The sequence below is a fragment of the Actinoplanes sp. NPDC051346 genome (assembly GCF_040682215.1).
Taxonomy (GTDB): Bacteria; Actinomycetota; Actinomycetes; order Mycobacteriales; family Micromonosporaceae; genus Actinoplanes.
In genome coordinates this window covers 168,342-188,049 of the sequence record NZ_JBFBAJ010000005.1, presented here as the reverse complement: position 1 = coordinate 188,049, position 19,708 = coordinate 168,342, and the positions used below count along the sequence as shown (strand labels likewise).

18 protein-coding genes are annotated in these 19,708 nt (G+C 71.2%); 5 read left to right on the top strand and 13 right to left on the bottom strand.

The annotated features are described in order from the left end of the window. Positions 1-202: 202 nt before the first annotated feature. The 8 genes from manA to AB0M36_RS14890 all read right to left on the bottom strand — a co-directional run bounded on the left by manA (position 203) and on the right by AB0M36_RS14890 (position 8,589). A complete protein-coding gene (manA, locus tag AB0M36_RS14925; RefSeq protein WP_364157761.1) occupies positions 203-1,366 on the bottom strand; it encodes a mannose-6-phosphate isomerase, class I in 1,164 nt (387 codons plus the stop codon). Positions 1,367-1,760: 394 nt separating this feature from the next. After that, complete coding sequence (locus tag AB0M36_RS14920) at positions 1,761-2,723, bottom strand: cation diffusion facilitator family transporter (protein ID WP_364157044.1); 963 nt, start codon at positions 2,721-2,723, stop codon at positions 1,761-1,763. Then, complete coding sequence (locus AB0M36_RS14915; RefSeq protein ID WP_364157041.1) at positions 2,720-3,946, bottom strand: SIS domain-containing protein; 1,227 nt, start codon at positions 3,944-3,946, stop codon at positions 2,720-2,722. The genes AB0M36_RS14920 and AB0M36_RS14915 overlap by 4 nt, the downstream gene beginning before the upstream one ends. Then, positions 3,946-4,110, bottom strand: coding sequence for a hypothetical protein (locus tag AB0M36_RS14910; RefSeq protein WP_364157038.1), 165 nt, complete (start codon positions 4,108-4,110; stop codon positions 3,946-3,948). The genes AB0M36_RS14915 and AB0M36_RS14910 overlap by 1 nt, the downstream gene beginning before the upstream one ends. A gap of 559 nt (positions 4,111-4,669) precedes the next feature. Beyond that, complete coding sequence (locus AB0M36_RS14905; RefSeq protein WP_364157035.1) at positions 4,670-4,876, bottom strand: Trm112 family protein; 207 nt, start codon at positions 4,874-4,876, stop codon at positions 4,670-4,672. A gap of 47 nt (positions 4,877-4,923) precedes the next feature. After that, the gene (locus AB0M36_RS14900) at positions 4,924-6,303 is read right to left on the bottom strand and encodes a phosphomannomutase/phosphoglucomutase (RefSeq protein WP_364157033.1); all 1,380 of its coding nucleotides are present in this window, start codon (positions 6,301-6,303) and stop codon (positions 4,924-4,926) included. Between the two features lie 94 nt (positions 6,304-6,397). Then, complete coding sequence (nfi, locus tag AB0M36_RS14895; RefSeq protein ID WP_364157758.1) at positions 6,398-7,051, bottom strand: deoxyribonuclease V; 654 nt, start codon at positions 7,049-7,051, stop codon at positions 6,398-6,400. A 104-nt stretch (positions 7,052-7,155) separates the two neighbouring features. Continuing rightward, positions 7,156-8,589, bottom strand: coding sequence for an aldehyde dehydrogenase family protein (locus AB0M36_RS14890; RefSeq protein WP_364157030.1), 1,434 nt, complete (start codon positions 8,587-8,589; stop codon positions 7,156-7,158). A gap of 138 nt (positions 8,590-8,727) precedes the next feature. On the opposite strand from AB0M36_RS14890, the gene AB0M36_RS14885 reads away from it, so the two are divergent. From AB0M36_RS14885 to AB0M36_RS14875, 3 genes are read left to right on the top strand one after another with little or no spacing between them, the layout of a single operon-like run. After that, a complete protein-coding gene (locus AB0M36_RS14885; RefSeq protein WP_364157027.1) occupies positions 8,728-10,044 on the top strand; it encodes a GAF domain-containing protein in 1,317 nt (438 codons plus the stop codon). 38 nt (positions 10,045-10,082) lie between these two features. Further along, positions 10,083-11,606 (top strand): aldehyde dehydrogenase, encoded by a 1,524-nt coding sequence (gene adh, locus AB0M36_RS14880; RefSeq protein WP_364157025.1) that lies wholly within the window; start codon positions 10,083-10,085, stop codon positions 11,604-11,606. Continuing rightward, complete coding sequence (locus AB0M36_RS14875; protein ID WP_364157024.1) at positions 11,606-11,977, top strand: DUF779 domain-containing protein; 372 nt, start codon at positions 11,606-11,608, stop codon at positions 11,975-11,977. Before adh ends, AB0M36_RS14875 begins: the two co-directional genes overlap by 1 nt. Here AB0M36_RS14875 and AB0M36_RS14870 read toward each other — a convergent pair. Next, positions 11,928-12,764 (bottom strand): methyltransferase domain-containing protein, encoded by an 837-nt coding sequence (locus tag AB0M36_RS14870; protein WP_364157022.1) that lies wholly within the window; start codon positions 12,762-12,764, stop codon positions 11,928-11,930. The two genes, AB0M36_RS14875 and AB0M36_RS14870, sit on opposite strands and share 50 nt — an antisense overlap. Positions 12,765-12,951: 187 nt before the next feature. On the opposite strand from AB0M36_RS14870, the gene AB0M36_RS14865 reads away from it, so the two are divergent. Continuing rightward, positions 12,952-13,851 (top strand): polysaccharide deacetylase family protein, encoded by a 900-nt coding sequence (locus AB0M36_RS14865; protein WP_364157020.1) that lies wholly within the window; start codon positions 12,952-12,954, stop codon positions 13,849-13,851. 306 nt (positions 13,852-14,157) lie between these two features. Here the strand turns inward: AB0M36_RS14865 and AB0M36_RS14860 are convergent, their stop codons facing one another. Beyond that, positions 14,158-14,523: a DUF3499 domain-containing protein gene (locus tag AB0M36_RS14860; RefSeq protein ID WP_364157017.1), complete on the bottom strand. Its 366-nt coding sequence runs from the start codon at positions 14,521-14,523 to the stop codon at positions 14,158-14,160. Positions 14,524-14,829: 306 nt separating this feature from the next. On the opposite strand from AB0M36_RS14860, the gene AB0M36_RS14855 reads away from it, so the two are divergent. After that, entirely contained in the window at positions 14,830-15,195 is a 366-nt protein-coding gene (locus AB0M36_RS14855; RefSeq protein WP_184999260.1) for a metallopeptidase family protein, read from the top strand. Positions 15,196-15,229: 34 nt separating this feature from the next. Here AB0M36_RS14855 and AB0M36_RS14850 read toward each other — a convergent pair whose 3' ends face one another. From AB0M36_RS14850 to AB0M36_RS14840, 3 genes are all read right to left on the bottom strand, one after another. Further along, entirely contained in the window at positions 15,230-15,487 is a 258-nt protein-coding gene (locus tag AB0M36_RS14850; protein WP_015619224.1) for a WhiB family transcriptional regulator, read from the bottom strand. Between the two features lie 627 nt (positions 15,488-16,114). Then, a complete protein-coding gene (locus AB0M36_RS14845) occupies positions 16,115-18,616 on the bottom strand; it encodes a bifunctional FO biosynthesis protein CofGH (protein WP_364157013.1) in 2,502 nt (833 codons plus the stop codon). 74 nt (positions 18,617-18,690) lie between these two features. Further along, complete coding sequence (locus tag AB0M36_RS14840) at positions 18,691-19,698, bottom strand: hypothetical protein (RefSeq protein WP_364157010.1); 1,008 nt, start codon at positions 19,696-19,698, stop codon at positions 18,691-18,693. Positions 19,699-19,708: the final 10 nt, after the last annotated feature.

The window sequence follows — 19,708 nt, the reverse complement described above, 5'->3', positions numbered from 1 at the left end:
CGACAGGTCAAAGACCTGCCGCCCCGTTCATCCCCCCGGTTTGGTACCGCGCGCGTCGTGGGACCCCCCGATCACCAATGACGCTGCGTGGTTATAGATTCACACTCCGCACACACCCGTGTCAAGCAAATCCTGAAATTTCCCGTTTTGTCTTTCAGTGAGTGAGCTGACATACCACCGAGACGTCAGCCGAGAGCGCTAATCAGGAAGCGACGGCGGCCACGAAGGCCTGCCCTACACCGGCGAGCGTCGCCGGGCCGGTGTCCGCCGGGACGTACGCCGCCGTTCCCGCGGTGATCTCGACCGGCGTGCCGTCGACCGCCTCGGCCACGTACACGTCGCCTCGGGTGCCCAGGACGATGCGGGGCCCCTCCCCCGGCAGGCGCACCGGCGGCGTGACCGGGCCCAGGTCGATCCGGTAGAGGGCGAATTCGCGGACCGGCACCTTCCAGGTCACCACGCCGGGCACCAGTTCGGTCGCCGGCAGGATCGGGTCGTGCAGCACCTCGAAGCGCAGCACCCGCAGCAACTCGTCGACGTCCACCCGCTTCGGCGTCAGGCCCCCGCGCAGAACGTTGTCGCTGGCCGCCATGAGCTCGATGCCGGTTCCCTCGACGTAGGCGTGCAGGTTGCCCGCCGGCATCCAGATGGCCTCGCCGGGCTCCAACCTCACGTGGTGCAGCAGCAGCGCGACCAGCACGCCCGGATCCCCCGGGTAGTGGCTCGCGAGCCTGGTGGCCAGCGCCGACGTCCCGGCGGCGACCGCCTCGTCGATCAGCGCCGCGCGGTCGTCGGCCGGCCAGGTCAGCAGGGTACGGACCGCGTCTGCGAGGCCGGGCGCACCCTTGCGCAGCGCCTCCAGCACCGGCACCAGCCGGTCGATGCCCAGCGCTTCGAGTGCGGCCGCCGACTCGCCGGGGTCACGGAAGCCGCACAGCGCCTCGAACGGCGTCAGGGCCACCAGCATCTCGGGCTTGTGGTGGGCGTCGGTGTAGTTCTTCGGCGCATCCGGGTCGGCCTCCTGCGCGGCGAACGCCCGACGGGCATAGTCGGCGTCCGGGTGCGCCTGCAACGACAGCGGGCTGCCCGCGGCGAGCACCTTCATCAGGTACGGCAGCCGTACCCCGAACTCGCCGGCGACCTCGGCACCCAACTGGCCCTTCGGGTCGCTGGCGATGAGCGCCGCGAGGCTGACCGGCCCGTCGGCCCCGATGACCGTCGACGGGTCACCGGGGTGAGCGCCGAGCCACAGCTCGGCCTCCGGGGTGGGGCTGGGCACCGGCCGACCCTGCAGCTCGGCGATCGACGTCTGCGAGCCCCAGGCGTAGGGCCGGATAACCCCGGTCAGCGGAAGTACAGCAGCCACAGTCAACCCCCGATGATGAGTAGTCACCCGACGCCAGCTCCCCGGCCGCGTCCCGCGACATCGTCGTTACCCCGATACCGCCGCCGCGCAGCCGCAGCCGCAGCCGGCGATTGTCGTTCACCGTCGCCGCCTCCACGGCGGCCACCGGCACGTCCTTGCACCAGCACCACCCCCACGGGCAGTTACTGGCCACGTCCTTGCGGCGCACCACCCACGGCAGCCACCGGCGCGTCCTTGCACCAGCACCACCCACGGGCAGTCACCGGCCGCGTCCTTCCGCCAGCACCACCCACGGGCAGTCACCGGCCGCGTCCTTCCGCCAGCACCACCCACGGGCAGTCACCGGCCGCGTCCTTCCGCCAGCGCCGCTTTCAGGGCAGCGACCGGTGATGCGTTACGCCGGCGCTCGTTCGGCGGTGGCGTCCGTGGAGGATGCCGCCGCGTTCGGGCGGTAGATGTCCGGCTCCAGGTAGATCACCCGGGCGATCGGCAGGGCCTGGCGGATGCGGGTCTCCGCCTGGTCGATGTGCGCCGCCACCTCCGCGGCATGCTCCGACCTCGGCACGGCGATCTTCGCCGCCACGAGCAACTCCTCGGGTCCCAGGTAGAGCGTCTTCATATGGATGATGCGCTCGACCCCGCTGCCCGCCAGCAGCGCCTGCTCGATGGCCCGGACGTCCTCGGGGGTCGCGCCCTCGCCCAGCAGCAGGCTCTTGGTCTCGATCGCCAGGATGATCGCGATGGCCACGAGAAGAATGCCGATCGCGAAGGTGCCGGCGGCGTCCCAGCGTCCGAGGCCGGTGATCAGGGTCATGCCGACACCGATCAGCGCCAGGACCAGTCCGACCAGCGCGCCCAGGTCCTCCAGCAACACCACGGGGAGCTCGGGGGCCTTGGCGCGGCGGATGAACGTGATCCAGGGCGTGTTGCCGCGCACCCGGTTGGACTCGACGATGGCGGTGCGGAACGAGAAGCTCTCCAGCACGATCGCGATGACCAGGACCGCGACCGGCACCCACTGGTACTTGATGATGGGCTCCGGGTGGCTCCACTTGTGGTAGCCCTCGTAGAGAGCGAACAGGCCGCCGATGCTGAACAGCACGATCGAGACGATGAAGGCGTAGATGTAGCGGTCCCGCCCGTACCCGAAAGGGTGTTGGGGGGTGGCTTTGCGCCGTGAGCGTTTACCGCCCAACAGCAGCAGCCCCTGGTTGCCGGAGTCGGCGACCGAGTGGATCGACTCGGCGAGCATCGAGGACGAGCCCGTCAGGATGAACGCGACGAACTTGGTCACAGCGATACCGAGGTTCGCGAGCAGTGCCGCGACGATCGCCTTGGTTCCGCCTTCGGCGCTCACTGCATTCCTTCCGGCATGGGGTTGCTCAGTTCCTTCATCTCGTTGATCGCCGGAACCGCCATCGGGTCCAGGCCGTGGGCAAGCGCCAGATAGATCGACGCGAAGTCCGGCACCGCCACCAGCGAGGCGAGCCGCTCCAGCGCGGAACCGCCCTCGGCGGTCACTACGTCGCAGCGCACGCCGCGGCGCTCGGCGAGGACCTGGACGGCGTCCGCCCGACGCTCCTCGACGGCGACCGGCTCGTCCGCCTCGTCCTGCGGGTTGAGGCCGCCGTCGCGCATGACGACCAGACGCAGCCGGGTGCTCTCGTTGTTGTCGTCGTCGTCGAGGTCGGCGAAAATGTCGCGCGACGACTCCGCCAGCCCGCCGAACGGGCCGTCGAGCAGGCCGACGCGCCCCCGTCCGGCCTCGCCCAGCGCGCCGGCCATCACCGGGTAGCGGGCGTTCGCCGCGAGCGTGTCGGCGAAGCGCCGGGCGGCGACCGTGGCGAGCGGGGACGAGCCCCACACGATCGGCACCGAGCCGGCAAGGTCGAGGGCGAGCGACTTGGCCGGGTTGACGAACGATTCGGCGCCCGGACGGCAGCGCTCGGCGTCGGCGTCGAGGCGGGCCGCGGTCTCGGCGAGATCGGCCTCGTTGACCTTGACCAGGCCAAGGCTGCGGGCGGCGAGCAGCACCGGCACGGCCAGGCCCCACAGGCTGGCCCGGGCGGGCGCGCGCCGCGGCACCGGAATAAACGGAGCCCGGGCCCGCTCGGCGATCGCCTGCAACTCCGAGTCGGGATTGCCGATCGCGACGAGCCGGGCGCCCCGGCGGGCAGCGGCATCGGCCGCCGCCAGCGCCTCGGGGCTACGGCCGGAGGCGGAAACGGCGATGACCACGTCGGCCGCGCCCACCCAGCCGGGCACGCCCGCGCTGCGGTGTCCGATGACCGGTACGGGGCAGCGATGACCCGCGACCGTGGCCAGAATGTTGCCGGTCAGCCCGGCCGTGCCGATGCCTGCGACGACAACCGCGCGCGGCCGCCCCTCGTCGGCGAGCACGCTCAGATTGGCCTCGGCACTCAACGCCGCCGACTCCCGAACCTGAGCCCCCGCGGAGGCCGTGGCGCGCAACATCCCGCCCGGATCGTTGCCGAGCATCGCCTTCTCGTCCTCGAGCAGCGAGTCGTCGGCGACGCGACGCCCGGTCAGTCCGGCTGTGCCGTCTTCGGGGCTTGCCATCAGGCCACCTCTCCACCCTGCTCGGCGGCGCCCGGCAACACGGTCATGCGAGCCGACGCCGGCGCGGCCATACCGGCCGGCGTGAGCGCGGAGGCGTGACCGAGCGACGGATGCCGGAGGTCCGGACTGGCCGGCAGGTCCGGCGACTGCGGATCGAGGGCCACCGAGCGGCTCCTTCTCGTACACGGGCTTTCATTTCGGACCAGGTGATCCTAACCGTGGACGGCCTCGGCCACCGCACAGGCGCTGTAGCCCCATACCCATGCCGGTCACGCCGGGAAACGACCCGCCCACTAGCGGCACCGACCGAAACGACCCTGCCCAGTACGGGTCAGGCCGAAACGGTCCCTCCCGAAACAGACCCACCCAGCAGCAGGCCGACCCAGCAGCAGGACTGGCTGGTAGCTGAGACAGCCGGCAGCAGGCCGCTCCGCGATCAGGCCCGGCCAACAGCCAAGCCCCACCTCCAGCAGCCGGACTCGCCGTCACGCCGAGCCGCAGGCCCCTACCGCGGCAGCAGGCGCGGCCAGCAGCGGATCCGGCCGAAGGCAGCCGACCATCAAGCAGGCCCGATCGCAAGCGGCTCAGGCGGAGGAATGACCGACCCGCGAGCTGGCCCGGCGGCAGCGCCTCAGGCTGAGGCAGGCGGACCCGCGAGCTGACCCGACGGCAGCGCCTCAGGCTGAGGCAGGCGGACCCGCAAGCTGACCCGACGGCAGCGCCTCAGGCTGAGGCGGGATCCGCCCCGGCGGTGGGTTTGGAGCCGGGGCGGGCCTCGTCCAGCAGGAGCACCGGGATGTCGTCGCGCACCTCGAAGACGCGGCCGCATTCGGTGCAGGTCAGCGTCTGCGCGGCCGCGTCGTGGGTCAGCGGCGCGTGGTGCGTGTCCGGGCAGGCCAGGATGTCCAGCAGGTGCGGATCGAGGGCCACCGAACGGCTCCTTGCGGGGTGCGGGTGTTTTCGCGGACCCGGTGATACTAGCCGCGGACGATGGCGAGCACTTCGTCGCGGAGGACGGCCATCCGGTCCGGCTTCGGCGCTTCGACGTTGAGGCGCAGGAGCGGCTCGGTGTTGGAGGCTCGCAGGTTGAACCAGGCACCGTCGCCTAGCTGCACGGTCATGCCATCGAGGTCGTCGAAGGTGGCGTCCGGGAAGGCCGCGCGCACCTCGGCGATCTTGGCTGTGGCGTCCGCCACGGTGGAGTTGATCTCACCGGAGGCGGAGTAGCGCTCGTATTCGGCCGCGAACTGTGACAGCGGCTCCTGCTGGCCGCCCAGAGCGGCCAGCACGTGCATCGCGGCGAGCATGCCGGTGTCGGCGAACCAGAACTCGCGGAAGTAGTAGTGCGCGGAGTGTTCGCCGCCGAATACCGCGTCGGTGCGGGCCATCTCGGCCTTGATGAACGAGTGGCCGACCCGACTGCGAACCGGCTTGCCGCCGCACTCGGTGATGATCTCGGGCACCGCCGCCGAGGTGATCAGGTTGTGGATCACCGTGGCGCCCGGGAACCGCTTCAGTTCACGGCGCGCCACCAGGGCGGTGATCGCGGAGGGCGAGACCGGGTCGCCGTGCTCGTCCACGACGAAGCAGCGGTCGGCGTCACCGTCGAACGCCAGCCCGATGTCGGCGCCGTGCTCGCGGACCGCGGCCTGCAGGTCGACGAGATTGGCCGGGTCCAGCGGGTTGGCCTCGTGGTTGGGGAACGAGCCGTCCAGCTCGAAGTACATCGACACGATCTCCAGCGGCAGCGCCGGGAGCAGCTGGTCGCCCAGCACCGCCGGGACCGTCAAGCCGCCCATGCCGTTGCCCGCGTCCACGACCACCTTCAGCGGGCGGACCTGGCTCAGATCGACCAGCGAGCGCAGGTGCTTCGCGTAGCCCTCGAGCAGGCCCACGTGCTCGACCCGCGACGGCATCCCGGCGACCGCGTCGAGGTCGCCGAGCAGTTCCTCGGCGCGCATCCGGACGATGGCCAGGCCACTGTCCTGTCCGACCGGCTTGGCGCCCGGACGGCACAGTTTGATGCCGTTGTACTGCGCCGGGTTGTGGCTGGCGGTGAACATGGCGCCAGGCAGGCCGAGCGACCCGGAGGCGTAGTAGAGCTGGTCGGTGGAGGCGAGGCCGATGTGGACGACAGCAGACCCGGCGGAATTCGCGCCCATGGCGAACGCGGCCGCCAGGGCCGGCCCGGTCTCGCGCATGTCGTGCGCGATGACGATCTTGTCAGCGTCATCGCCGGACTCCCGCAGCATCTCCACGAAGGCCGTGCCCAACGCCCGGGCCACGGTCTCGTTGAGCTGGTCGGGCACGACGCCACGCACGTCGTACGCCTTCACGAGCTGGGACAGGTCAGTCAACACACACCCCTCGGCCGAGTTCCGTCCCGCCGAGAGTAACGGAGCGTGGGTCCCGGCCAGGCCGCATTCGCCCGGGCGTCACCGTCTGGTGAGATCACCGGAGGCCGTCGCGGCAGGCGCGGTCAGCGAGCCGGGTGGTTTCGGGCAGCCGGAAGCGGGAGGCGAGGCGCAGCGTCAGGTCGCACGCGCCGTCGAGATCCATCCGATGTCCGACAGAGACGAAGACCGGTTTCACACCTGCGCGCGTCCGCAGCACCGCCCCGACCGTCTCCCCGTCGTCGACGAGGTCGGCGCGCGCGCCGCGCTCCTCGCCCGGCTGATCCCACGACCCGATCAGCGGCGTCTTCCCCACCCCGAACGACGGCAGTCCGGTCAGCACCCCCAGGTGGCAGGCCAGGCCGAAGCGCCGCGGGTGCGCCAGCCCGTGCCCGTCACAGACCAGCACCTCCGGCCGCACCGTCAGCTTCCCGAGCGCCTCGAGCAGCGCCGGGATCTCGCGGAAGGCGAACAGGCCTGGCACATATGGGAATGCCGCCCCGCCGCGGACCACCGCCGTGTCGCGAACGCTCAGGTCGGCGGTGTCGAGCACGACCACGGCGGCGGCGAGCCGCTCCCCGTCCTCGTGATAGGCCACGTCAAGCCCGGCGACGGTCGCCGGCCGGACCGGACCGCCACCGATGACCAACTGCGAACGCAGAGCGTCCTGGACAGCCAGGGCTTCCTGCTCCGTTCGCGGCCAAGCGCCCAGCGACCCGGCGGGCGGAGCGCTCGAACGCGACGCGCCCAACGGCCCGGCGGCAGACCCGGCGCTCGAACGCGACGCGCCCAACGGCCGGGCGGCGGGTGAGGCGCTCAAAGCTCGATCCCGGTGAGCACCATGACGCGGGGCTCGGTGTAGTCCTCCATGGCGCTCGCGATGCCCTCGCGGCCCACGCCGCTGTGCTTCACGCCTCCGTATGGCATCTGGTCCGCACGGTAGGACGGCACGTCGCCCACGATCACGCCGCCGACCTTGAGGTGGCGGTGTGCGGCGAAGGCCGTCTGGATGTCGTGGGTGAAGACGCCGGCTTGCAGTCCGTATGCGGAGTCGTTGATGGCGGCGAAGCCGGCCTCGTCGGACGGGACCTCCGAGACCACCACGACCGGGCCGAAGACCTCTTCGGCGACGACCTTGGCGTCGGCCGGAACATCGGTCAGGATTGTCGGCGGGTAGGTGGTGCCGTCGCGCTTGCCGCCGGTGACCAGCGTGGCGCCGGCCGCCACCGCCTCGTCGACCCATGACTCGACGCGGCGGGCCGCATCCTCGCTGATCATCGGTCCCACCTCGACCGACGGGTCGGCCGGGTCGCCGGTGCGCAGCGCCTCCATCGCCCTCGTGAGCCGGGGCAGCAGGTCCAGGCCCTGGTGCACATACACGCGCTGGACCGCGATGCAGCTCTGGCCGGCCTGATAGGTGCCGAAGGTGGCGATGCGCCCGGCGGCCCGGTCGAGGTCGTCATCGTCGCCGTAGTCGCCGCAGACCAGCACCGCCGCGTTGCCGCCGAGCTCGAGGGTGACGTGCTTCTCCGGGGCGGCGCGACGGATCCGCGCGCCGACCGGGCCCGAGCCGGTGAACGACACGATCGGCAGCCGGGGGTCGGCGACCAGGCCGGAGGCGCGGTCGTTGGGCAGCGGCAGCACGGAGAACATGCCGGTAGGCAGGTCGGTCTCCGCGAGGATCGAGCCGAGCAGCAGGGCGGTCAGCGGGGTGGCCGGGGCGGGCTTGAGCACGATCGGCGCGCCGACCGCGAGCGCCGGGGCGATCTTGTGGGCGACCAGGTTGAGCGGAAAGTTGAACGGCGAGATGCCGAGCACCGGACCGCGTGGGACTCGCTTGACCACCGCCATGCGGCCGACGCCGCCGGGGTCGGTGTCGAGGCGTTGCAGGCCACCGGCGAACCGGCGGGCCTCCTCGGCGGCCCAGCGGAACACGGAGACCGCCCGGTCGGCCTCCACCAGTGCCCACTTGACCGGCTTGCCGTTCTCCGCGGTGATCAGCTCGGCGATCTCCTGTCGGCGCTCGGCGAGCCGGCGCGACACGTGGTCGAGGGCGGCGGCGCGCACGTGGGCGGGCAGGCCCGCGGCCTCGTCGGCGACCCCGGCCGCCGCCGCGACCGCGGCTTCGACCTGGTCGTCGTCGGCCCAGGTGGTGCGCCCGACCGTGCGGCCATCCCACGGGTGGCTCACCGTCACCTCGCCGGTGCCGTGCGCCGGAGCGCCTGCCACATAGAAAGCTGTCGCGTTCACGCCGTCAGCCTATGCCCGCCGAAGTCCCCGCGGCCGGGCCTGTGGACAGCGTCCCCGAGGTTATCCACAGGCACATCTTTGCCGGTTGTCCTCCGGGTACGCCCAGGGCCACGATGGTGAGGTCTTGGAGGTGCGTCAATGTCCAATCCCTGGCTGGCCCTCGACCTCGGCACGGATCCGGTCGCCCGGATCACCGAGATCGGCCGCGCCCATGAGCGTTTCATCACCGGACGGTCCGTGCTCTCGGAAGGGCCCGCCGGCCGGGTGCGTCCCGTGGTCGCCGACTCGTGGCGGCGTTCGGCGGGCGCCGCGCTCAGCCCGGACGCCACCGCGCCCATCGAGCTGAGCGACGGGGAGTTGGAGGCTTACCGGGCCGCCCATCCGCTGACCCGGGTGCTGCCGCTCTTCCGGGATCTGCTCGGCTGCCTCACCGACGACGGAGAGCACCTGATGGCGGTCTGTGACGCGCACGGCCGACTGCTCTATGTCGAGGGGCATGGCGCCGTGCTGCGCGGGGCCGCGTCGATGAACTTCGTGCCCGGTGCCCGCTGGGACGAGGCGCATGCCGGGACGAATGCCCCGGGCACCGCGCTCGCCGTCGACCATCCGCTTCAGATCTTCGCCACCGAGCACTTCAGCCGCGGGGTGCAGCGCTGGACCTGCGCGGCGGCGCCGATCCACGACCCGGTGACCGGCAGGCTGGTCGGCGCCATCGACGTTACCGGCGGTGATCACCTCGCCAACCCGCACAGCCTCGCGCTCGTGCGGGCCACCGCGCTCGCCGCCGAGGCCTGCCTGGGTGCCCTGTCGGCGGCCGCCGCGCCGGCGACGACCACGGTGTCGGTGTTGGGGCGCGAAGACGCCGTGGTGGCGGCCGGTGGGCGCAAGCTGCGGCTCGGCCGCCGGCATTCTGAGCTCGTCTGTTTGCTTCTGGTCCACCCCGAGGGCCGTACCGGAGAGCAATTGGGTTTCGATCTTTACAGCGACGACCTCAATCCCGTCACGGTACGCGCGGAGCTGTCGCGGTTGCGCCGGATCCTGGGGCCGCAGGTGCTGGACTCGCGTCCCTACCGGTTGCGCGGCGAGACGTCGGCGGACTTTCTCGATGTGACCCGGTTGCTGGATCGTGGGTGTCTGAGGGAGGCGCTGGCGACGTATGCGGGACCGCTGCTGCCCTCCTCGGACGCGCCGGGCGTGGTTCGGCTCCGCCGCCTCATCGACTCCCGCCTGCGCACGGCGATCCTCGCCGCCGGCGACGCGCGGCTGATCCAGGCCTGGCTCGACACCGCCTGGGGAGCCGAGGACCTGGAGATCTGGGAGGTCTACGCCGCGACCCTGCCACCGCGCTCCCTCGCCCGCGTGCTCGCCGAGAACCGGGTGGCGGTCCTCAGCGAGGAATACGGCCTGCGCAAGCCCCGTCTGCTTGCAACGTCTGTGCAACGTCCCGCTCATTAGCGTCCGCCATGTCCCCACGGATACGGAGGTCGTGCGCCATGACTGTCTACTCCCCGCCCGGTTCCGACGGCGCGATCGTCGCCTACGAGTCCCGGTATGACCACTGGATCGGCGGCGAGTATGTGCCGCCCGTCAAGGGCCAGTATTTCCCGAACCCCTCCCCGGTGACGGGGCAGACCTTCTGTGAGATCGCCCGCGGCACCGCCGACGACGTCGAACGGGCGCTCGACGCCGCCCATGGCGCGGCCGGTGCCTGGGGCCGGACGTCGGCCGCCGAGCGCGCCACCGTCCTCAACAAGATCGCCGACCGGATGGAGGCGAACCTGGAACAGCTCGCGGTCGCCGAGACCTGGGAGAACGGCAAGCCGGTCCGCGAGACCATGGCCGCCGACATCCCGCTGGCGATCGATCACTTCCGCTACTTCGCGGGGGCGCTGCGGGCGCAGGAAGGCACCCTGGGCGAGATCGACGACGACACCGTCGCCTACCACTTCCACGAGCCGCTCGGGGTGGTCGCGCAGATCATCCCGTGGAATTTCCCGATCCTGATGGCCGTCTGGAAGCTCGCGCCCGCGCTCGCCGCCGGAAACGCCGTCGTGCTCAAGCCCGCCGAGCAGACTCCGGCCTCGATCCACTACCTGATGTCGCTGATCGCCGACCTGCTGCCGCCGGGCGTGGTCAACATCGTCAACGGCTTCGGGGTGGAGGCGGGCAAGCCCCTGGCGTCGTCGCCCCGGGTCGCCAAAGTGGCGTTCACCGGCGAGACCACCACCGGGCGTCTGATCATGCAGTACGCCTCCGAGAACATCATCCCGGTGACGCTGGAGCTCGGCGGCAAGAGCCCCAACATCTTCTTCGACGACGTGAGCCGCGCCGACGACGACTTCATGGACAAGGCGCTCGAGGGCTTCGCGATGTTCGCGCTGAACCAGGGCGAGGTCTGCACCTGCCCGTCCCGGGCACTGATCCAGCGGGGCCACTACTCGGACTTCCTGGCCGCCGGCGTCAAGCGCGTCGAGAACCTCCGGCAGGGCAACCCGCTCGACACCGACACCCAGATCGGCGCCCAGGCGTCGAACGACCAGCTGGAAAAGATCCTGTCCTACCTGGACATCGGCCGCCAGGAGGGCGCGAAGGTGCTCATCGGCGGGGGCCGGTCGGACCTCGGCGGCGAGTTGTCGGGCGGCTACTACGTGCAGCCGACGATCTTCGAGGGCACCAACACGATGCGCGTCTTCCAGGAGGAGATCTTCGGCCCGGTCGTCTCGGTGACGTCGTTCTCCGACTACGAGGACGCCATCAAGACGGCGAACGACACCCTCTACGGCCTCGGCGCCGGCGTCTGGACCCGCGACATCAACCTGGCATACCGGGCGGGGCGCGAGATCAAGGCCGGTCGGGTGTGGACGAACTGCTACCACCTCTATCCGGCGCACGCCGCCTTCGGCGGATACAAGCAGTCGGGCATCGGCCGGGAGAACCACAAGATGATGCTCGACCACTACCAGCAGACCAAGAACCTGCTGGTCAGCTACTCCCCCAAGGCCATGGGCTTCTTCTGATGGGTGCCCGCGTCGACGTGACTCCCGCGGCGGCCGCGTTGATCCGGTCGCTGCGGGAGCGGCACGGGCCGCTGATGTTCCACCAGTCCGGCGGCTGCTGCGACGGAAGCGCCCCGATGTGCTACCTCGAGGGCGAGTTCCGTACGGGTGCCAGCGACATCCTGCTGGAAGAGTTGCGCATCGACGGGGTGGACGAGCCGGTGTCGTTCTGGATGAGTGCGGCCCAGTTCGAGACGTGGAAACACACCCATCTCACGGTGGACGTGGTGCCGGGACGCGGCAGCGGATTCAGCCTGGAAGCACCGGAGGGCGTGCGGTTCCTCATCCGCAGCCGGCTGCTCTCCGCCCCACCGCATAGCGGAAGTGATTGACGAGCCGATAACCCCCACCGATTTTTCGGTACGGACGAGCCGCCGCGAGCACCGCGGCGGCTCGATCGGCGTACTCGCCCAGCGCGGCGGCTCGATCGGCGTCCTCGCCCAACGCGGCGGCTCGATCGGCGTCCTCGCGCAGCAGCGCGGCGGCTCGATCGGTGTCCTCGTGCTCGCCCAGCAGCACGCCCCGGAGGAGCGTTTTGTCGTCGCTCGCATGCCATGGCACCTCGGCGAGCGCCTCCACCACGTCGACGAGACCGCCGTCCGTCAACAGCTCCTCCAGACCGCCGGGCACCCGCAGGTCGCCGTCGGGCCGCGGGGGCCCGTCGTCCAGGGCCCGCTCGACGGCGTCGAGGTCGTTGCGCGAGGCTTCCGCCCAGTTCGCCACGGCGACGTACCCGCCCGGCACCGTCACCCGGATCATCTCGGCAAGGGCGTCGTCGGTGTCCTCCGCGAACTGCAATGCGTTGAAGGACGTCGTGAGGTCGAAGGAGGCGTCGCTCCAGGGCAGCTTCTCCGCCCCGCCCAGCCGGACGTCGGTCGTGCCGCGCCGGGCCAGCTCGACCATGCCCGGCGCGGGATCGATACCCGCGGTCACCATGCCGAGCCGACCGCAGTAGGCCAGGAAGTCACCGCTGCCGCACCCGACGTCGAGAACCCGAACGCCTGAGCGGGCCCCGGCGACATCCAGGACCGCACGCCAGGCGGGTTCGGCGAAACCACCCCACAGTTCGGCCCAGCCGGCCGCGACGCTCGACCAGCGGCTCGGGTCTGCTCCGTTCACGTGCCCCCCATGCCACGATCGAGGCTTTCGTTCCTCTTTGGAGTCGCCCTGCGGCGGACAGTCATCGAAAGAGTCGGGAATCTCCCCGAAGTGTGCCAGCCCTTCGCTATGGCTGGTCCCGGTTTGCGCCGCCGCAGCATAGTTGCTTTCCATCAGCGAGTTCCCCGGAGTGGACGGAGTGATGGCGATGCGAACCCCGAAGGTGTTGGTGATCGGCCTGGTGCTGGTCGGACTGGCCGGATGCGGCGCAGCCGGTGGCGCCGGTCGAGAACCCGCCGGGGCCGCCGCCGCGGCGCAGCCGCCCGCCTCCGTGTCCCCCTCCGGCCCGGGGGCATCGGCCGGCCCGGGGTCGCCGGCGAGTTCGGGGTCGCCGGCGGGCCCGGGAGCGCCGGGTGGTGGGGCGCCGGGTGGTGGGGCGCCGGGCACTGGGTCGCCAGCCGGCGGCAAGAAGACACCGCCAGACCTCGGCAAGGTGCACCACGGCGGGCCGGCGAAGAGCCACATGCAGACGGGTCAGAAAGGGGTGGCGTTGACATTTGACGACGGCCCCGACCCGGTGCAGACGCCGAGACTGCTCGACCTGCTCAAGAAAAACGATGTCAAGGCGACCTTCTGCCTGGTCGGCATGCGGGCCATCAAGCACCCCGACCTCGTACGGCGGATCGTCGCCGAGGGACATGCGCTCTGCAACCACACCTGGCACCACGACACGCAACTAGGTTGGAAGAAGCCGGAGAAGATCCGCGCCGACCTGGAGAAGACCAACAACGCCATGCTCGCCGCCGTGCCGAACGCGGAAATCAAGTACATGCGGGCGCCGGGCGGCAACTTCACACCCAGATTCGTCAAGGCGGCCGCCGACCTGGGCATGGCGTCGATCTACTGGCAGGTGGACCCTCGAGACTGGCAGCACACCTCGGGCAGCTCCGGCGCGCACCGGGAGAAGATCATCCGTGAGGTGCAGCGGAACACCGGCAAGGGAGCGATCGTGCTGGCCCATGACAACGGGCAGCCGGACACCATCGACGCCTTCGAGACGCTGCTTCCGTGGTTGAAGAAGCGTTACGAGCTCATCGCCCTGCCATAGGGGCGCGGCACCGGTGGGTGATCGGGCTCGGCTCGGCTGGTTGGCCGGGCTCGGGGTTCAGCTCGGCGGGTGACCGGGCTCGGCTCTGCAAGCCAGGCTCGGGGTTCAGCGCGGCCACTGACCGGGCGCGCTCGGCCGGCAAGCCGGGCTCAGCGCGACGGCGGGAGGGCGACGCGGGGATCAGTGCAGGCGGCGCGGCAGCCAGCGCGAGGGCGGGAAGGCGACCCGGCCAGCCCCACAGTCAGTGCAGGTTGCGCGGGGATCAGTGCGAGGGCGGCGCGGGGGTCAGCGCAGGCGGCGCGGGGATCAGTGCGAGGGCGGGATGACGCGCAGGTGGCCGCGGCGGCCGGTCTGGTGGCCGGGGAGGTTGTCGTGTTCCTCCGGGCGCGGGGGTGGGGCCGGGCGGGCTGCCTCGCGGACGGCGTCTGCCAGGGCGACGAGGTCGTCCGTGGTGGGCGGCGGGGGCGCGAAGTCCCCGTCGTGGCGCACCAGTTCCCAGCCGCGCGGTGCGGTGAGGCTGCGGGCGTGGGGTTCACAAAGGTCGTACGTGTGCGGCTCGGCGAAAGCGGCCAGCGGGCCCACCACGGCCGTCGAGTCGTTATAGACGTAGGTCAGGGTGGCGACCGCCTGTCGGGGACAGCCGTTCCGGGAGCAGCGCCGTGGGGACCTCACGGCGGCACGTTATCTCTAAGCGCGCTCGCGCGGGGCCGATGGTGCCGCGACACGCCGATCCACCATGCATCACGATTTCGACATGACGCTCCGACACGCCGTCCCAATGGGGCGAATTCCCGGTGACGAAACGCGGCCGACACAGCCTGACCACGTACGACGCATTTCGCGGGCTAGGCTGGCCGCGTGACCACCAGTCCCGACCGCCGCCGGGCCGGATCCGATCCCGGCCGGCCCGCGCACACACCCGGGCCCGGCCGTCCCGCTCGCCGTGACCGGCACGGGCGTGGGCTGCGCGGGCGGCTCGTGCCGGCCACCGTGCCCCTGGCCCGGACCAAGGCGGAGATCTTCGACGATCTCGTGCTCGACACGGTCGAAAGCCTGGAGCGTCGGTACGCCAAGGAGCTGGCCGGCGTGGAGTTCGCGGTCGAGGACGTCCCGCCTGATCTGAACGTCTACGACTCCGACGTGCTCGAGGACGGCGAGGTGCCGCTGGCCCGCCTGCTTCCGGGCCGGCCCGGCCGCCAGGAGCTGCCGCCGCGGATCGTGCTCTACCGGCGGCCGCTGGAATTCCGCGCGATGGACCGCGAAGACCTCGCCGACCTCGTCCACGATGTGATCATCGAACAGGTCGCCAACCTGCTCGGCGTCGATCCCGACGAACTCTCGTAGGACGACCCCCCGGCGTCCGAACGAGAGCCGCCGATCACGCCACCCGACGCTTGAGCTTGCGGCGTTCGCGCTCGGAGAGTCCACCCCAGATGCCGAAGCGCTCGTCGTGGCCGAGGGCATACTCGAGGCATTCCGCCTTGACGTCGCAGCGGCCGCAGATGCGCTTCGCCTCGCGGGTCGAGCCGCCTTTCTCCGGGAAGAATGCCTCTGGATCGGTCTGCGAGCACAGCGCCCGCTCCTGCCACTCGGGCGCGTCCCCGAGCAGGTCTACTCCTTCTACCTGCGCTTCCATCGGCGTGCCTCCTTTTCCGCGCCGACAGTGATGTCGGCGCTGACCCCCCACGCACGCGGCGTGTTTCTTGCGGAAAACAAGCGATTCGCGGCGCTTCTTTCCACAACCCCACCCGAAATTACACGCGTGTAAGACGTGCGTCGTCAAGCCGAACCTGATAAATAGGCCCGTTTCCCCGAGGCGCCGTCGCCACCTCACGGTCCCGTTCCAGCCCTATCTCTCAGAGCCGCCGGGAGGTAACGCTCAGTCGGCGCGTCGGGTCCAAATTACCCCAATTTGTAACCTTGCGACCAGTCGCTTCCCAGGATGAGGGGGCCGAGGGCCGCGCTCGGCGGCCGCAAAGCCCGTGATGGTGAGCCGGCGCACAGCCGGCAGACGACGGGCGCGCACTAGCCGCGACCGTAGGGCGTGGTGCACCAGTCGCGGGTCGTAGAGGGGTGCCACTACCACGGCAGTGCACGGGCTCACGGCCTGCACGGGCACACGGCCTGCACGGACACGGCCCGCACCCCGAGACACGGGCTGACACAGCGGCAGACGGCACGCGGGCTGCACAGCGCACGCGACACGCGGACCGCACGCGACACGCGAACTGCACACGGCATGCGGCCCGCGAATTCCCGCGGGCTAGTGGCGGCCGTACACGGTCGTGCGCTGCACCGCGGGTCGCCCGGCCGCCGCGGCCAGTTCCTTCAGCTCCGCGACCGTCCGCGCCGATCCGTGTTCAGAGCCCGCCATCCGGGAGATGGTCTCCTCCATCAGCGTCCCGCCGAGGTCGTTGCATCCGCCGTTGAGCATCGCGATCGTGCCCTCGTCGCCCAGTTTCACCCAGGAGCACTGGATATTGTCGATGCGTCCGTGCAGCAGGATCCGGGCCATGGCGTGCACGACCCTGTTCTCCCGGCGGGTCGGGCCGGGCCGGGCGATGCCCGCCAGATAGATGGGCGCGTTCGTGTGGATGAACGGCAGGGCGACGAACTCGGTGAAGCCGCCGGTGACGTCCTGCACCCCGGCCAGGACCCGGAAGTGGCCCAGCCACTGGCGGGGGTGGTCGACGTGGCCGTACATCATTGTGGAGCTGGAGCGGATTCCTACCTGGTGTGCCGTGGTGACCACGTCGATCCAGGTGGCGGCGGGGAGTTTGCCCTTGGTCAGCACCCAGCGAACGTCGTCGTCGAGGATCTCGGCGGCTGTGCCGGGAATCGTGTCGAGGCCCGCGTCGCGGAGCTCGGTGAGCCAATCGCGCACCGGCACGCCCGCCTTGGCCGCTCCGGTGACGATTTCCATCGGGGAGAAGGCGTGGACGTGCATGCCGGGCACGCGCTGCTTCACCGCGCGCACCAGGTCGGCGTACGCGGTGATGGGCATTTTGGGGTCGATGCCGCCCTGCATGCAGACCTCGGTGGCGCCGTCGCGCCAGGCCTCCTCGGCTCGGTCGGCGACCTGTTCGACCGAGAGCCGGTACGCGTCCGCGTCGCGTTCCCGCTGGGCGAAGGCGCAGAAGCGGCATCCGACGTAGCAGACGTTGGAGAAGTTGATGTTGCGGTTCACCACGTAGGTGACGTCGTCGCCGTTGACCTGCCTGCGCAGGTCGTCGGCGATGCGGGCGAGCTCGTCCAGGGCGGAGCCGTCGGCCTGGAACAGGGCCATCGCCTTGTCCTCGTGCTCCGGAAGCAGCAGGTCGGCGGGGGCCTCGGCGGCCAGCTTGAGCCCGGCCAACACGTCGGTCCCGATGTGCTCACCCCGCGAAGCCGGCGCGGGGGTGAGGTGCGAGGCGACCTCGTCCCAGTCGCCGTAGACCGAGTCGAAGTCGCCGCGGCGGTCGCCGGTGCGGCCTTCGGTGTCGATCGTCGCGAAGAGGTCGGTGCGGCCGCCTCCGAACGCGTCGTCCGGCTCCTGCCACGGCAGGCCGGACGGCATGGCGTCCTCCCGGGCGAGGCCGTCCGGGTCGGCGAGCGCCGCGACGTGGGCGGCGAGCCGCGGGTCGAGCCAGCCCTCGGCGCCGCGGCGCAGGTACTCGGGGTAGATCGTGAGGCGCTCGCGCAGCGCGAAGCCGGACGCCGCCGACATCTGGCGGAGCAGTTCGATCTGCGGCCACGGGCTTTCCGGGTTGACGTGGTCCGGGGTGACCGGGGAGACGCCGCCCCAGTCGTCGATGCCCGCGCGCAGCAGCAGGTCGTACTCGCCGGCGATGAGGTTGGGTGGCGCCTGGAGGCGGGCGCGTGGTCCGAGGATGACGCGGGCCACGGCCACGGTCGCCGCCAGCTCGCGGAGTTCGGCGTCGGGCATGCCGCGCATCGCCGTGTCCGGCTTGGCGCGGAAATTCTGGATGATGACTTCCTGGATGTGGCCGTACTCGCGGGCGGTGCGGCGCATCGCGAAGATGGCGTCGGCGCGCTCGGCCCGGGTCTCGCCGATGCCGATCAGGATGCCGGTCGTGAACGGCACGCCGACCCGGCCGGCGTCGTCGAGCACCCGCAGGCGCACCGCCGGCTCCTTGTCGGGGGAGCCGTAGTGCGGGCCGCCCGGCTCGGACCAGAGGCGCGTCGCCGTCGTCTCCAGCATCATTCCCATGCTGGGCGCGACCGGCTTGAGCCGCTGCAACTCGGCCCAGCCGAGCACGCCGGGATTGAGATGCGGCAGCAGGCCGGTCTCCTCGAGCACGGCGATGGCGCACGACCGTACATAGTCCAGGGTCGAGTCGTAGCCGCGTTCGTCGAGCCATTGCCGGGCCGCCGGCCAGCGCTCCTCGGGCCGGTCCCCCAGCGTGAAGAGCGCCTCCTTGCAGCCCTGCGCGGCGCCCTCGCGGGCGATGGCCAGCACCTCGTCGCGCTCGAGGAACGCCGCGGGCAGCCGGTGCGGCACCGTGGCGAAGGTGCAGTAGTGACACCTGTCCCGGCACAGGCGGGTCAGCGGGATGAAGACCTTCTTCGAGTACGTGACGATGCCCGGGCGCCCGACCTCGCGCAGCCCCGCGTCCCGCACGCCGCCAGCGATCGCCAGCAGCTCGTCGAGCAGGGCGCCCTCCGCCGCGAGCAGAGCGCTGGCCTCGTCGGCGTCGATCGCCTTGCCGTCGGAGGCGCGCTTGAGCGCGCGGCGGATGCTGGCTTCGGTCGGCGGAATGTCCACTGCTACCACCTGTGCAGCCTAGGCCGGAACACGGTCGGCTGTCCGCACGGCGATAGTGGTCTGGGACACGCCGCTCATGAGGTGCGGCGCGGGTCCTCGCCGACGATCTGCGTGCGGTCGTCGGCGGTGTCGCCCGCCGGGATGGCTTGCGTGGGATCGGCGGGGCCCCCGTGGGGTTGCGCCGGCGGCGCGGACGCGGGCGCGGGCGGCGCTGACGCGGGCGGCGCTGACGCGGGATACGCCGGCGGTGCCGGTGCGGGATGCCCCGGGCCACCGTGCGGACTTCCGGGAGCCGGGGCAAACGGACCGGGCGGCGTGCCGGGCGCGGCGTGCCCCGGCGGCTGCGCGGCAAAAGGCTGCCCCGGACCAGGCTGACCGGGTGCGGGCTGCCCCGGACCAGGCTGACCGGGTGCGGGCTGCCCCGGACCAGGCTGACCCCAGACCGGCGGCTGCCCCCACGCCTGCTGCTGACCAGGGAAAGCCTGAGCCTGCCCCGGGTAAGGCTGAGGCTGACCCGGCTGAGGCTGCCCGTACGGCGGCGGCTGCTGACCCCACGGCTGCTGGGGCTGGCCGTACATTCCGGGCTGCGGCGTGGGCTTCGGGGTGTGGAAGAGCGCCCGCCAGATCGAGAAGACCGCGTACGCCGCCACCGCGAAGACGGCGAGCCACGCCACGCGGACCAGCAGCTCCTCGAAGGCCACCCGAACGCTGAAGCCGGCGAACTTGACGGTGGCGATCAGAAAGCCGAAGAGGACCGCGAAGAAGGCGGCCACCGCGTACTCCACGAGGGCCGCGATGGTGATCAGCCGCGCGTGGCGGTGGCGGGGCGTGACGAGCGTCGCCAGCAGCACCGCCGCCAGCGGCATCAGGATCGTCTCGACGTTGATGTAGCTGTAGAAGCTGTTCTGTGCCCGGGTGAGGAAGTCCTGTCCGACGCCGGACGGGATCAGCCGGATGATCGCCACGAAAAGCCACACGGCGGGCGCGGCGACGAGGGCGTACGCGGCGAGGTCGCGCAGCGGACGGAGCACCGGGAGGACCGGGCGTTCCGACTCGGGCTGTGGCGGCGGGGCGCTGGTCACAGCGGCTCTC